Source organism: Pseudomonas sp. SC3(2021) (assembly GCF_019856535.1).
Lineage (GTDB): Bacteria > Pseudomonadota > Gammaproteobacteria > Pseudomonadales > Pseudomonadaceae > Aquipseudomonas > Aquipseudomonas monsensis.
In genome coordinates, this window is the sequence record NZ_CP082236.1 from 4,832,942 (window position 1) to 4,847,222 (window position 14,281).

A 14,281-nucleotide genomic window follows, 5' to 3' on the forward strand; every position below is an offset into this window, starting at 1 on the left:
TTAAGCAGCACCAAAGCGCACCAAAAGAGTGCGCAAGGTCACCTCATGACAACGTGTAATCCGCTCCAGGTTCAAGCGTTCAACACCGCCGATGTAGCCGAACAAATCCGTGCCACACCGGGCTGGGTTCAGCATTACCAACAGATGTCGCCAGGCCATTTCGCCGGGCAGATCCGCTATCTGGATCTGCAAGGGGTGGAGGTCTACGAAGAACAGATGAACACCCGCGTCGAGCAGAACTTCAGTGCGCCGTCGGGGGCCCTGGCGTTCTGTTTCGATCGCAGCGACAACGCGCTGTATCTGCTCAATGAAGAGAGCCGCAACATCTGGATCACCCCGGAGAACTACCAGGAAATCGCGGTGGTGTTCGGCCCGGAATTCGTCCGCCAGCACGGCCTGGACGTGACGAAACTCGAAGGTTTGTTCATGGCGCCGCTCAACTATGGGCAGAACGCTTTGTTCAGTCGCTGGTTAAGCTCGATTCTCACGAAGTTGACGCAAGTTATTGATTTGCCTAGCAAAGAGTCGCTGACTCAGCAGTTGCTCGAGGATTGCCTGTTTATTCTCGACAACGCTCAGGTGTGCCTGGATCGCGGAGGATTGCAGCGGCGTACCGAAGAGCGAACCATCATGAAACGCGTTGGCGACTGGGCCGCCGATTCACCGGAAGAGACGGTGAATCTACTGGAGCTGGCAAACGTTGCGGGCGTTTCACTGCGCCAGTTGCAGCAAGCATTCAAGGCTTACACCGGGATGACGCCGAGCCATTGGCTGCGCCTGCGCCGGCTGAACAGTGCGCGCCGCGAACTGCTCAAGCGCCGGCCAACGGAAACCACGGTGGCCGAGGTGGCGATGCAGTGGTCGTTCTGGCATTTGGGGCGGTTTTCCAGCAGCTATCGCGCTCTGTTCAACGAACTTCCCAGCGAAACCCTCAAGCGTGCCCAGCGATAAACAGCCTGTTCATTTCGCCGGAAGTTGGGGTGGGAACAGGGTGTGCAGGACCTCGCCGTGCGCTGGGTCCCATACCCGTGGGGTGATACTTCAGAAATCACTTTAAGTGCTGTTAAATTCCTTTTATATCAATGAGTTATCTGATTTTTATGATGTGAATTAAAGCTTTTGAGCCGCAGCGGCGGGGAACCCAGCGTTCTGCTGGCCGATGCAATGGTGTGTCGGCTTCAAGCATTGAGGCTGTCGAGATCGAGCCTCGGTAAACGCCCACTGTCCGCCAGCAGACCAGCGCTGCGAGCAAAGCCCACTCGAGATCCTGCCATCCAACATTCATAAAAGTTTAACGAAATTGCTGCAGTCTTACGGGGCCCCTATAAGGAGTTTCCTTGATGAAACGTTTGATCAAGTCTGCTGCGTTCGTTGTGACTGCATCTCTGTTGGCTACCTCGATGTCCTTCGCGGCGGAAAACGTCCGTCTGACAGGCTCCGGAGCCAGTTTTCCGGCTCCGATCTACCTCACCTGGTTCAAGGATTTCAGCAAGAAGTCCGAAGGTGTCACTGTGGATTACCAATCCAAGGGCAGTGGCGCCGGCGTACAGGACTTCTTGAACAAGACCGTGGATTTCGCCGCCAGCGACTCGGCTATGAAAGATGAAGACATTGCCAAGGTGGCCGAAGGCGTGCAGTTGCTGCCGATGACCGCGGGTGAAATCGTGCTGGCGTATAACCTGCCGGGCAATCCCAAGGGGCTGAAACTGCCACGCGACGTCTACTCCAATATCTTTTTGGGCAAGATCACGCGCTGGAACGATCCGCAGATCGTTGCAGCCAACCCGGGCCTGAAACTGGCCGATACGCCGATCACGGTTGTGGTGCGCGCTGATTCCAGCGGTACGACTGCGGTGTTCACCAAACACTTGGCGGCGATCAATCCCGAGTTCAAGCAGGCGCTGGGTGAGGGCAACACGGTCAACTGGCCGGCCAGCGACAAATTCATCAAATCGCCGAAGAATGACGGTGTGACCGCGACCGTGCGCCAGACCCCGGGGGCCATTGGCTACATCGAATACGGCTTCGCCAAACTCGCCAAGGTTGATTTTGCGCAGTTGCAGAACAAGGCCGGTCAGTACGTCGTACCGAACGCGGAAAGCGGTGCCGAGGCACTGGCTGCGGTGAAAATGCCCGAAAGCCTGGTGGCCTGGCTGCCTGATCCTGACGGCGCCAAATCCTACCCGATCACGTCCTACACCTGGATGATCTTCCGCAAGGACAACGGCAATCCGGCCAAGGCCAAAGCCATGCGCGAGATGGTCGAGTACAGCTTGACCGAAGGGCAGAAGATCGCCGACTCGATGGGGTATATCCCTTTGCCGCAATCGGTCGTCGATCAGGTTCGTAAAGCGTCTGCCAACATCCAGTAAGCGCTCGTGAGGTCTCTCTCGGCGTGGGCTTTGCGCCTGGCCGGGAGAGTTTTCCCCCATTGCGGAATCAGCCAATGAACCCACCTTTTGTCGTACCGGTCAATCCGGCTTCCGCGTGCCAACCACCGTCCGCCAAGGACTTTCTGGTCGACCGCATCTTCCGTGCGCTTGCGCAAATAGGCGTGGTGCTGATTCTGGCGTTGGTCTTTGCGCTTATCTTTGAAGTAGGGCGCAAGGCCATTCCCGGCATGGAGAAGCACGGTCTGGATGTGTTGTTGGGGTCCGTCTGGGATGTCAATCAAGGCAAGTACGGCATTCTGCCGGCGATTTGGGGCACGCTCTACAGTGCTTTCATCGCGCTGCTGATCGCCGGTTTTTTCGGCGTCAGCATGGCGATTTTTCTGACCCAGGATTTCCTTCCCGCGCAACTCGCCGCGGTGTTTCGCACCATCGTTGAATTACTCGCTGCCATCCCGAGTGTGGTGTATGGCCTGTGGGGGATCTACGTGGTAATTCCGGCGATTCGGCCGCTGGCGGAGTCGCTGAACAGCGAACTCAGCTGGATACCCTTTTTTGGCACATCGTTGAGCGGGCCCGGGCTGCTGCCGGCGGCGCTGGTGCTGGCGATCATGATTCTGCCGACCATTGCTGCCGTCTCGCAGGACGCCCTCACCGGCGTCCCGATGAAAACCAAGCAGGCCGCCTATGGCATGGGAACCACCCACTGGGAAGCGATTCTCAAGGTCATGGTGCCCTCGGCCGCCACCGGTATCTTCGGTTCCCTGGTGTTGGGGCTGGGCCGCGCGCTCGGTGAAACCATGGCGCTGGCCATGCTGGTGGGCAACGCGAACAACATCTCGCTTTCGCTCTTTGCCCCGGCCAATACCCTGGCCGCCTTGCTGGCATTGAACTTCCCCGAGGCAGGGCCGAACGAGATCGAAGTATTGATGTACGCCGCTCTGGTCCTGATGTTTATCACGCTGCTGGTGAACATCATTGGTTCCATGATCATGGTCTATGCCCAACGGGGTACTAAATAATGACGGACATCACGCCCTCAGCCACTGCATTTCCAAGTCTGCAGCGCAAGTTCGAAGGTCGCGCGCTGCGCAGCCTGGTGTTGACCACACTGGTCTGGGCTGGCGCTCTGTTAGCCAGCGTGCCGTTGATTTCCGTGCTCTACATGCTGATCACACGTGGAGGCGCACGCCTGAACCTGGAAGTGTTCACCGAGTTGCCGCCAACTGGTTTCGAAACCGGTGGTGGCTTCGGCAACGCGATGGCGGGCACGTTCCTTATGGTCGGTATCGCCGCGGCGATCGCAGTGCCGGTCGGTATCATGGCGGCCATCTTTCTGGCTGAACTGGGCCCTGACAGCAAGCTGGCAAACGCCGCACGCTTTGCCGCCAAGATGCTCACGGGGCTGCCCTCCATTCTGGCCGGGGTGTTCGCCTACGCCCTGGTCGTGATGACCACCGGCACCTACTCGGCACCTGCCGGGGGCGTGGCACTGGCGGTGCTGATGTTGCCCATCGTCGTGCTGACGGCTGAAGAGTCGATGCGCATGGTGCCCAAAATCATGAAGGATGCCGCCTACGGCATGGGCTGCACCCGCTCGCAGGTCATCTGGAAAATCGTCTTGCCCACCGGCATGCCGGCGATCCTCACCGGGGTCATGCTGGCCGTGGCCCGTGCGGCGGGCGAAACCGCGCCCTTGTTGTTCACGGCGCTGTTCAGCAACTACTGGATCTACCACGACGGCAGCCTGGCGGTCATGAATCCGACGGCCTCGCTCGCCGTGCTGATTTACAACTTCTCCGGCATGCCCTTCGACAACCAGCTCGAACTGGCATGGGCGGCCTCGCTGGTGCTGGTGATGATCGTGCTGGTCGTCAATATCGTCAGCCGTATTTTCGGCAAGCCCAAGTACTGAGAACGGAGCATCTGAATCTTGAACGCATCAAATCTGCAAATCGCGGCTCCGTTTGTCACTCAGGCGCCAGTGGTCATGGACTGTAAGCTGGACAAGATTTTCTACGGTAACTTCCTGGCCGTGCGTGACAGCCATGTCCCGATCGAAAAAAACAAGATCACCGGTTTCATCGGGCCGTCGGGTTGCGGCAAAAGTACGGTGCTGCGCAGCCTCAATCGGATGAACGATCTGGTCAAAGGTTTTCGCTTTGAAGGGCACGTGCATTTCCTCGGGCAAGACGTTTATGGAAAGGGCGTCGATCCAGTGGTCGTGCGTCGTTATATCGGCATGGTGTTTCAACAGCCGAACCCGTTCTCGATGAGCATTTTCGACAACGTTGCATTCGGCCTGCGCCTCAATCGCTACAAGGGCGACCTGGGCGACCGCGTGAAACACGCCTTGCAGGGCGCCGCGCTGTGGGATGAGGTCAAGGACAAGCTCAAGGTCAGCGGCCTGTCGCTGTCCGGCGGCCAGCAGCAACGGCTGTGCATCGCCCGCGCCATCGCCACCGAACCGGAAGTGTTGTTGCTCGACGAACCGTGCTCGGCGCTTGACCCGATCGCGACCCGACGGGTCGAGGAATTGATGATCGAGTTGAAGAAGGACTACACCATCGCCCTGGTGACCCACAACATGCAGCAGGCCATCCGCGTCGCCGACACCACCGCCTTTTTCTCGGTGGATATTTCCCAGGGGACGCGCACCGGCTATCTGGTCGAGATGGGCCCGACCACGCAAATTTTCGATAGCCCGCGGGAGAAAATGACCGAGGACTACATCAGCGGCAAGTTCAGCTAGACCAACGATCTCCCTGCACAGACCGCATCCGCCGGCAGGCAGAGTGTCCGCGCGGTGGTTCGGTCGTTTGACCTTTTTGTTCAGCGTTTCTCAGGATTGCCAATGTCTGCAACGCCTCGTCTTGATTTGCCAGCGATTGAACGGGTACTGCGAGAGGTGCAGGGCCGTTTTGCCGAGCTCAGCAGGCACTTTACCGAGTCGCGCGATCCCTTCACCGACGAAGTGCTACACAATGTGCTTGAAGGCTATGCGCTGATTGACGACTATGTGGCTCGCGGTGTCGACCTGTTCGACCTTCAGCAACTGAACCTGATGCTGGAGATCAATGCCACCGTCCTTTGTGGCCGGGACCCGGTACGCCGACTGGAGTACGCCCAACATCTGGCGGCTACCGAAGCGCACTTCTTCAACAATGTTGAGGGCGGCATCAAGGACTTGTTCAATTGGTACTGCGCCTATCGCAGTGAATCCGTCTGGAAGCGTGCGGCCGGTGTCTATGTGCGCATCCTCAGCAAGCCGCAGTTGTTTATCGAGGGCAATAACCGTAGTGGTTCGCTCATCGTCAGCTATTTGCTCATGCGGGCGGGGTTACCCCCGTTCGTGCTGACGCTGGAAAACGCCGAGGGTTACTTCAATCCGTCCTCGGTCATCCGCAACTCCGCCAAGCATGGGATCAAGGCGTTGTATGAATTGCCGAAAATCAAGAAAAAGTATGCAGCCTTCCTCGAAGGTCAGGCGCCTGAGTCGATGAACTTTCTACTCAAGAACAAGGCCTTGCCCGTCTTTCAGGGTGGGCAGTGATGAACGGTCAGCCACTCTCCGCCAGATACCGGGCTTCCGCCAGCCGGGTCTGGCAGGCCATCGCCGGCGCGATGCCGATGCACCTGTTCAGCCGCCCGCGCATCCGGGTTTCGTTCGATATCGACGACACGCTGGCCTGCCAGCTCCATCACTGCGCAGTCGAGCACAGCTGGTTGCCGGCCTGTGTGCACCGTTGGCTGGGCGAACCGCTGCGAACCGGCACGCGCTCATTGACCCGCGAGTTGCGCCGCCAGGGCTGCAGTATCTGGGTTTATACGTCGTCCGGGCGGACACCGGCCTATATCAGGCGTTGGCTGTTGCTGTATGGCATCCGCGTCGACGGGGTCGTCAACAGTGTGCTGCATAACCAGGCGTTGACGACCAAGGGGCTGTCAAACGGCCCGTCGAAATTCCCCCCGGCCTTCGATATCGACTTGCACGTCGATGACTCCGAGGGCGTGCGCACGGAAGGCCATGCTCACGGTTTTCGCGTGGTTGTCGTGCACCCGGAGGATGAGCACTGGGCACAGCGAGTGCTGGAGGCCGTCGCTGATGTGCAGGCACTGCTCACCCGGCAACAACAGGTCAGGCGCAAGAGCCCCGTGCGGCAATGTTCAGAGGCCGTGTCCTGATTTTTCAGTGCCTGCAAAAACGCCGCTCAATGAGCGGCGTTTTTTGTAGCGGACCTTAAAGCGTCGCTGGACGTTGCGAGCCTCAGGCTACGCCATTCCAGGGACGATCTCCGTGCTCATCCTTGATGCGGGTCGGCAGGCCCATGACATCCAGCGCGTTGAGGAACGGTTCAGCCGGCAGTTCCTCGACGTTGACCATGCGCTGCACATCCCACTCGCCGCGAGCGACCAGCAGGGCGGCGGCAACCGGCGGTACGCCAGCGGTGTAGGAAATGCCCTGGCTGTCGGTTTCGGCAAAGGCTTCCTCGTGGTCGGCCACGTTGTAGATGAACACTTCGCGCGACTGACCATCCTTGGTGCCTTTGACCAGATCACCGATGCAGGTCTTGCCGGTGTAGCCGGGCGCCAGCGAACTCGGGTCAGGCAGCACGGCCTTGACCACTTTCAGCGGCACGACTTCCAGGCCTTCGGCGGTCTTGACCGGTTGTTCGGACAGCAGGCCGAGGTTCTTGAGGACCGTGAACACGTTGATGTAGTGCTCGCCGAAGCTCATCCAGAAACGCACGTTGGGCACGTTCAGATTCTTCGACAGCGAGTGCACTTCGTCGTGACCGGTCAGGTACAGGTTCTGCGACCCTACGACCGGCAGGTCGTCGGTACGTTTGACTTCGAACATGGTGTTGCTGGTCCACTGGCTGTTCTGCCAGCTCCACACCTGCCCGGTGAATTCACGGAAATTGATTTCCGGATCGAAATTGGTGGCGAAATATTTGCCATGGGAACCGGCATTGACGTCGAGAATGTCGATCGAATCAATGCGGTCGAAATACTGTTGTTGCGCCAGTGCTGCATAGGCATTGACCACACCCGGGTCAAAGCCCACACCGAGAATGGCGGTGATGTTCTTCTCTTGGCACTCTGCGAGGTGGTTCCACTCATAGTTGCCATACCAAGGCGGGGTTTCGCAGATTTTGCCCGGCTCTTCATGAATGGCAGTGTCGAGATAAGCGACGCCGGTATCGATGCAGGCACGCAGCACCGACATGTTGAGGAACGCGGAGCCGACGTTGATGACGATCTGGGATCCGGTTTCGCGGATCAGCGCCTTGGTCGCCTCGACATCCAGGGCATTGAGCGAGAAAGCTTTGATGTCGGCGGGTTGTTTGAGGCTACCCTTGGCCTTGACGCTGTCGATGATGGCCTGGCATTTGGAGATGTTGCGCGACGCGATAGCGATACGACCGAGTTCATCGTTATGCTGCGCGCACTTGTGGGCCACCACCTTAGCGACACCTCCTGCACCAATGATAAGAACGTTCTTTTTCAATTGCTTTTTCTCTCCTTTATCTGTCCGTTTCAAGAAAGGCTGGACAGGTAGTCTTCGTAACCGAATTGGCGAACCACTTCGACGGTACCATCGAGTTGTTTCACAACGATGGATGGCATTTTCAGGCCGTTGAACCAGTTCTTTTTGACCATGGTGTAGCCGGCGGTATCAATAAATGACAGTCGATCGCCAATGGCCAGCGGACGGTCAAATTGGTACTCGCCGAAGATGTCTCCGGCCAGGCACGATTTGCCGCACACCATGTAGGTATGTTCACCCTCGCTCGGTGCCAGCTTGGCGTTGAGGCGATAGATCAACAGGTCGAGCAAGTGGGCTTCAATGGAGCTGTCCACCACCGCCAGGTGCTTGCCGTTGTAGAGGGTGTCGAGCACGGTGACTTCGAGCGAGGCACTGTTAGTGATCGCCGCTTCGCCAGGTTCGAGGTAGACCTGCACGCCGTACTTTTGCGAGAACGCCTTGAGACGTGCGCAGAACGCGTCCAGCGCATAGCCTTCACCGGTGAAGTGAATGCCGCCGCCCAGGCTGACCCAGCTGACTTTGTGCAGCAGCTCACCGAAGCGCTCTTCGATGGTGCAGAGCATTTGGTCGAACAGGCCAAAGTCGCCGTTCTCGCAGTTGTTGTGAAACATGAAACCGGAGATCTGGTCGATGACGCCTTCGATCTTCTGCGGGTCCCACTCGCCCAGACGGCTGAACGGACGCGCCGGGTCGGCCAGCAGATAATCGGAGCTGCTGACTTGAGGGTTGACCCGCAGGCCGCGGACTTTGCCTTCGGAGCGCTCGGCGAAGCGTTGCAGCTGGCTGATGGAATTGAAGATGATCTTGTCGCAGTTGGCGAGCATCTCCTCGATCTCATCGTCGGCCCATGCCACGCTGTAAGCATGGGTTTCGCCTTCAAACTTCTGGCGGCCGAGCTTGAGTTCGTACAGCGACGACGACGTGGTGCCGTCCATGTATTGCTGCATCAGGTCGAACACCGACCAGGTTGCGAAGCACTTGAGCGCGAGCAGGGCTTTGGCCCCGGACTGTTCGCGCACGTACGCAATCTTCTGCATGTTGGTCAGCAGTTTCTGTTTGTCGATGAGGTAGTACGGCGTTTTGATCATTTCGAGGCCTCCGGCAAGGCCAGCCAAAAAAGGATGCGCATTGTGCCCGGACTGACCACATATCGAAAGAGCAGAGCGCATGGTGCACTGATTTAATCCGCCCGATTTTGCTCGGCACGCGCCGGGAAGTGCAATGCCACGGGTCGCTTTGGTCGTCTGGTCGTGGTATCTCGTCGGGCGAGCATGGGCGCAATGTTCAACATGAATCACGGGTGAAGCAGGGAGTGTCATGGACAAGTTGCTCGCATTGAAGATGTTCGTCCAGGCGGTGGACTCAAAGGGCTTTTCGTCTGCCGCTCGACAACTGGGGCTGGCGACATCGTCGGTGACGCGGATGATCGATGCACTTGAGGCGGAACTGGGTGCGGTCCTGCTGAATCGGTCCACGCGGCAAATCTCGTTATCCGATGCCGGCGCCGCCTACTACTTGAAAGCGCGGGAGGTGCTCAACGCTGTCGCCGATGCGGATGCGTCGGTCACTGATCGCGGGGAGCTGCCGGCAGGGCATCTGCGTATTTCCGTGCCCGTCGCGCTGGGCCGCCGTCTGATTGCGCCTCATATCGCTTCGCTGTTGAAGCGTTACCCGCAACTCGTGCTGGACATGACGCTCTCTGATGACATCGTTGAATTGCTGGGGGAGCGCGTCGATCTGGCGATCCGGTTGGGATCGGCAGCCGCCATGGACGGTGTTGTCAGTCGTCCCGTCGGTCATTTTCGACGCCGGGTGGTGGCCAGCGCCGAGTACCTGAATACGCGGGGTTTTCCGAAGCATCCCATGGACCTCGTGCAGCACGAGTGCCTGCGCTTCAGTTATGGCCCAAAGCAACAGGTCTGGACGTTCTTGAAGGACGGTGAGGCGATGCGGGTGCTGATTGACGGTCACTTCAAAAGCAACAATGCCGAGGTGTTGCGCGAGGTGGCGCTGGCAGGCGGCGGGGTGGCATTGTTACCTGACTGGCTGGTCGACGACGATATCGGTCGCGGTGATCTGACGTCGTTGTTCGAGTCATTTGTGATCAATCCGAACGATGCCAGTTCAGCGATTTCCGCCCTGTACCTTCCCAATCACCGAGGTTCCAAACGCGTTAATGCATTTATTGATTTCGTCAGCGAGTTGCTCGGGCCTGAAGGCCTGGTCGTGCGCTGATCGTCTCGTGGTCGCCGGGCGGTGCAAGTGATCCTTCACCGCCCGTTTTCCATTCGGATGGCCCATCGGTCATGATCCCAGTGCATCCTGCCAGCCACGCCGCGCCAGTGGCAGGTCCAGCAAGCGTTTGCCGGTTGCATCACTGATGGCGTTGCCCAGTGCTGCGGCCATGGGACCCTGGACGATTTCCGCCGCCCCGAGAAAGGGTTGCCCCGGCTGATCAAGCATGTGCACCTCGACCTGTTGCGGCAAATCCGGAAAGCGCATGATCGGGTAGCCGCTCCAGTCGAAGCTGTGCAGGCCGCTGGCGTCATAGAGGATTCGTTCATAGAGCGTCCAGCTGGCGGATTGCACGATGCCGCCCTGGATCTGGTTGAGCAGTCCGTCCGGGCTGACAATTTGCCCCACGTCGACGGCGGCGACTACGCGATCAATCGTCACCTGTCCAGTCTGGCGCTGTATGTGCAACTGCACAGCGATCGCGCAATAGCCCATGATGTTTTTGTAACGGGCAAAGGCGAAGCCGATGCCGCTGCCCGGTCCCGTGGCTTTTTGCGGCCAGCGGAACTCAGCGGCCACACGCTCCACCACCGCCCGCGCGCGCGAATCGCTCAAGTGGTTCAGGCGAAACTGCACCGGGTCCACACTGGCCCGCGCCGCCAGTTCGTCGACAGTACTTTCGATCGCGAACACGTTGATATGGGCACCGAGCGAACGCATGGCCGAGGTCCTGAATGGCATGCTCAGCACAAAGTTCAGATCAACCTTGAGGTTGGGGATCTCATACAACGGAACGGCATTACGGTCGCCGTCCCCCTCGGGCTGGGCGATCGGCACGGAAGGTGCCGGCGTGAAGGGCTTGGCCAACAGCCACGCCGGCAGCAGGCGCCCGGCATTGACGATACGTTCGTTGTGCGGGGTACTCCAGAGTTCGTATTTCCAGTCACGCAGCTGCTTGCCCTCATCCAGTTCCGCCTGCACCTCGACCAGCATGGCGGAGCTGTAGGGTTCCCAGAGGTTTTCCTGCTCGCGCATCCATTGCAGCCGAATCGGTTTGCCCGGCAGCGCCATGGCGATCAGTGCCGCGTCGGCGGCGGCGTCATCGGCGCCATTGTGGCCATAGCAACCGGAACCTTCGGCGTGGATACAGCGGACTTGTGTCACCGGCAGTCCCAGCATTTCGGCGATACCCGCACGCAACGGGTAGACACCTTGAGAGTGGGTCCACACGGTCAGTGTGCCGTCCCTGAACCAGGCCACTGCGCAGGATGGCCCGATGGAACCGTGCATCAGGTATTGCTTGGTGACCCGCGCTTTGTAGGCGTGCGGCCCCGGTTGCGCGAGGCTGCCCTTGGCACTCACCGGGTAGCGACGGGCAGGCAATTGGGTGAGCAGTTGATGAATGTGCGCCGAGTCGGGCAGGGGATTACCCTCAGTCCAGCGGGCGGCGGCATAGCCTTCGCGCATCGCTTTGATCGCCAGCCACTCATCGCTGGCGACCACGGCGAGGTAGCTGCCGTTGCGGATCAGTTTCACCACGCCGGGAAGCTTCGTGAGGGCAGCTTCGTCAATGTCCAGCAACTGACTGCCGCGCCGGGGCGCTCGTATCACCCGCGCGTGCAACATGTCGGGCAGGCGCATGTCCTGCACATAGGCCGCGCCGCCGCTGACCTTGGCTGGAATGTCCAGGCGCGGCAACGACTGGCCGATCAGAGTGAAGCGGTCGGCGGGCTTGAGCGGGGAACTGGCTGAAGCGAAACGATGCAGTTGTACCCCGGCCACTGCCTGCGCGTAAGTCATGCTGCGACCTTGCGCACCGTGGATCACCGCATCCCGCGTGGTCAGGCTGTCGACGCTGATCTGCCATTGCCGTGCTGCGGATTCGAGTAACAACTGCCGAACCTGAGCCGCGGCGTTGAACAGTGCAGTGCCACTGTCGACGATCGTATGGCTGCCGGCGGTGTAGCCTTCGTTGGGCGTCAACGCGGTGTCGGCCGTGAGAAAACGGATGAGTGTCGGCGGCACTTCCAGGCGTTCGGCGGCGATCTGCAGGAGCGCCGTTTTAACACCGGTGCCCAGCTCCACTTTGCCGGTGTAGACGGTGATGCCATTTTTTTCGTCGATGCGGATCCAGGCGTCCAGATAGGGCGTGGCGCGCAGGCTGCCGGGCAGATCCGGCGCCAGGATTGCCGTGCCCAAAGTGTCCACTTCGGTGTCAGCGAAGGCGCGGGGAATGCCCGGAAGTATCGCGAACCCCATCATCAGTGTGCCGTTTATCACAAAGGCGCGGCGGCTCAGATTGACGTTTTGTGCGCGCTGTTTCATACCTTGCCTCCCTGCGCGACGACCGCCTTGATCGCGGCGAAGATCCGCACATGCGTGCCGCAGCGGCACAAGTTGGGCGCCATGTGGCGGCGGATCGTGTCATCGTCTGGATGAGGGTTGCTTTCCAATAGCGCCTGCGCCCGAACGATCATTCCGGCGATGCAATAACCACACTGGGCGGCTTGTTCATTGATAAAGGCTTTCTGCAGTGGCCCCGGCTGGTCGATGCTGCCCAGGCTCTCGACGGTGCGTACCGATTTGCCCGCCAGCGCACCGCAAGGCGTCAGGCAGGAAAACACCGGTTTGTCGTTGACCAGCACGGTGCAGGCGCCGCACTGACCCAGACCACAGCCGTATTTCGCACCGTTGAGCCCTACCTGGTTGCGCAAGGCATAGAGGAGGGGCATGTCGTCTGCGATATCCAGTTGGTGCGTCTTGCCGTTGATGTCGAGTGTGATCACGGTTGCTGCTCCTGAGCCCGAATGCTTTTGAGGGTCTTGTCGAGATCCGTCCAGGGGCGGTTGGCACAACTTTCGTTGCGCAAGTACTCGGCAAGTGCAGCCACATGGCTGTCGTCCAGGCTATGGGCGAAGGCAGGCATGTAGTGGCTGGAAGCGGCGCTGGACATCGGGATGCCCTGCAGGATGGTCTGAATCAAATTGCGTGGTGAATCAGCCAGCACCGCCGAGGTGGTCGCCAGTGCCGGCCGCGATTCGATGACGCGCATCGGCGCGGCGCGGCCGTGGCAACCGGCGCAGGCGCCGTCGAACAACGCTGCGCCCGCAAGCGCCTTGGCGTTCGGTTTGACAGCAGAAGTGCAGGGCGCTGACGGGGCATCCGCTGAGGTCTTCTTCAGATCAAGAATGTACTGCGCGATGGCATGGGCATCTTCCGCCGGCAAACGGGCGATGCTCAGGCTGACCGGCAACATCGGACCCGCTGCGGCGCCGTGCCCCTCAGCGACTTCCCCCGTGAGATAGGCGACCAGCTGTGCTTCATTCCAGGGGGGCTGCGCCTCGCTCATGCCGCGCAAGGCCGGGGCTGTCCAGCCGTCGACGACACCGCCGTTGAACAATTCGCTGCCTTTCTCCCCGCCAATCAGATTCAGGGGCGAATGGCAGGATGAACAATGCCCCGGCCCCTCGACCAGATAGCGTCCGCGGTTCCATTGTTCCGAACGGTCGGGAACCGGCACCAGCGGTTGGCCATGCAGGAACAGCAAGTTCCAGAAAGACACCAGCGGCCGGAAGTTCATGGGGAACACCATGTGATTGTCCGGTGCGGTGTATTTGATCGGGTCCACGCTCATCAGGTAGGCATAGGCGTCGGCGATATCGGCATCGCTCATTTTCCGGTAGTGCACGTAGGGGAAGGCCGGATAGAGAAAGTGGCCGTCACGCGCGATGCCTTCGCGCATGGCCCGCTCGAAGGCGTCCAGTGACCATTGGCCGATACCGGATTGCGGGTCCGGGGTAATGTTGGTGGTGAAGAGGGTTCCGAAGGGCGTGACCAGCGGCAAACCGCCAGCCATGTAGGCGCCACCAGGCCGTGTGTGACAGACCGCACAGTCGCCCGCTTCGACGACTCGGCGGCCTCTGTCGAGCGTCTCGCGATCGGCCTTCAGGATTTGGCTGACAGGGGCAATTTCCGGCCTCCACATCATCCACAACGCAAATCCCGCCCCCGCAACGGCGATTGCCAGAACGGCCCCGATGATCGTCTTGCGCTTCATCGCCTTACCTCTCGAGCTGAATAAACGACAGTGGTTTCAATCCGCGAC

Annotated in this window: 13 protein-coding genes; 8 read left to right on the top strand and 5 right to left on the bottom strand. The window is 59.7% G+C overall.

The features are described 5' to 3' along the window. The first annotated feature begins 45 nt into the window (after positions 1 to 45). From K5Y35_RS21590 to K5Y35_RS21620, 7 genes are all read left to right on the top strand, one after another. Positions 46 to 951, top strand: a complete 906-nt coding sequence (locus K5Y35_RS21590) for a helix-turn-helix domain-containing protein (protein WP_222832881.1) — start codon at positions 46 to 48, stop codon at positions 949 to 951. Between the two features lie 389 nt (positions 952 to 1,340). After that, positions 1,341 to 2,372 (top strand): phosphate ABC transporter substrate-binding protein PstS, encoded by a 1,032-nt coding sequence (gene pstS / locus K5Y35_RS21595; RefSeq protein WP_123468824.1) that lies wholly within the window; start codon positions 1,341 to 1,343, stop codon positions 2,370 to 2,372. A 74-nt stretch (positions 2,373 to 2,446) separates the two neighbouring features. Next, the gene (pstC, locus tag K5Y35_RS21600) at positions 2,447 to 3,412 is read left to right on the top strand and encodes a phosphate ABC transporter permease subunit PstC (protein ID WP_123468822.1); all 966 of its coding nucleotides are present in this window, start codon (positions 2,447 to 2,449) and stop codon (positions 3,410 to 3,412) included. Then, on the top strand, positions 3,412 to 4,305 hold the full coding sequence (gene pstA / locus K5Y35_RS21605) for a phosphate ABC transporter permease PstA (RefSeq protein ID WP_123468820.1): 894 nt from the start codon (positions 3,412 to 3,414) through the stop codon (positions 4,303 to 4,305). The genes pstC and pstA overlap by 1 nt, the downstream gene beginning before the upstream one ends. 75 nt (positions 4,306 to 4,380) lie before the next feature. Then, positions 4,381 to 5,142 carry a phosphate ABC transporter ATP-binding protein PstB gene (gene pstB / locus K5Y35_RS21610; RefSeq protein WP_217890363.1) on the top strand — a complete coding sequence of 254 codons (762 nt, stop codon included), beginning with the start codon at positions 4,381 to 4,383 and terminating at the stop codon, positions 5,140 to 5,142. 102 nt (positions 5,143 to 5,244) lie between these two features. Beyond that, positions 5,245 to 5,943, top strand: a complete 699-nt coding sequence (locus K5Y35_RS21615; protein WP_222832883.1) for a hypothetical protein — start codon at positions 5,245 to 5,247, stop codon at positions 5,941 to 5,943. Between the two features lie 71 nt (positions 5,944 to 6,014). After that, positions 6,015 to 6,575 (top strand): hypothetical protein, encoded by a 561-nt coding sequence (locus K5Y35_RS21620; RefSeq protein ID WP_186745457.1) that lies wholly within the window; start codon positions 6,015 to 6,017, stop codon positions 6,573 to 6,575. Positions 6,576 to 6,657: 82 nt separating this feature from the next. On the opposite strand, the gene K5Y35_RS21625 is transcribed toward K5Y35_RS21620, so the two are convergent. Beyond that, positions 6,658 to 7,902 (bottom strand): saccharopine dehydrogenase family protein, encoded by a 1,245-nt coding sequence (locus tag K5Y35_RS21625; protein ID WP_123468813.1) that lies wholly within the window; start codon positions 7,900 to 7,902, stop codon positions 6,658 to 6,660. 29 nt (positions 7,903 to 7,931) lie between these two features. Continuing rightward, positions 7,932 to 9,029: a carboxynorspermidine decarboxylase gene (locus K5Y35_RS21630; RefSeq protein WP_123468812.1), complete on the bottom strand. Its 1,098-nt coding sequence runs from the start codon at positions 9,027 to 9,029 to the stop codon at positions 7,932 to 7,934. Positions 9,030 to 9,258: 229 nt separating this feature from the next. On the opposite strand from K5Y35_RS21630, the gene K5Y35_RS21635 reads away from it, so the two are divergent. Beyond that, positions 9,259 to 10,176: a LysR family transcriptional regulator gene (locus tag K5Y35_RS21635; protein ID WP_222832884.1), complete on the top strand. Its 918-nt coding sequence runs from the start codon at positions 9,259 to 9,261 to the stop codon at positions 10,174 to 10,176. Between the two features lie 69 nt (positions 10,177 to 10,245). On the opposite strand, the gene K5Y35_RS21640 is transcribed toward K5Y35_RS21635, so the two are convergent. The 3 genes from K5Y35_RS21640 to K5Y35_RS21650 are packed head-to-tail and all read right to left on the bottom strand — an operon-like array spanning position 10,246 to position 14,233. Further along, a complete protein-coding gene (locus K5Y35_RS21640; RefSeq protein WP_222832885.1) occupies positions 10,246 to 12,501 on the bottom strand; it encodes a xanthine dehydrogenase family protein molybdopterin-binding subunit in 2,256 nt (751 codons plus the stop codon). Further along, the gene (locus tag K5Y35_RS21645) at positions 12,498 to 12,908 is read right to left on the bottom strand and encodes a (2Fe-2S)-binding protein (protein ID WP_189655811.1); all 411 of its coding nucleotides are present in this window, start codon (positions 12,906 to 12,908) and stop codon (positions 12,498 to 12,500) included. The genes K5Y35_RS21640 and K5Y35_RS21645 overlap by 4 nt, the downstream gene beginning before the upstream one ends. A 50-nt stretch (positions 12,909 to 12,958) precedes the next feature. Further along, the gene (locus K5Y35_RS21650) at positions 12,959 to 14,233 is read right to left on the bottom strand and encodes a c-type cytochrome (RefSeq protein ID WP_222832886.1); all 1,275 of its coding nucleotides are present in this window, start codon (positions 14,231 to 14,233) and stop codon (positions 12,959 to 12,961) included. Positions 14,234 to 14,281: the final 48 nt, after the last annotated feature.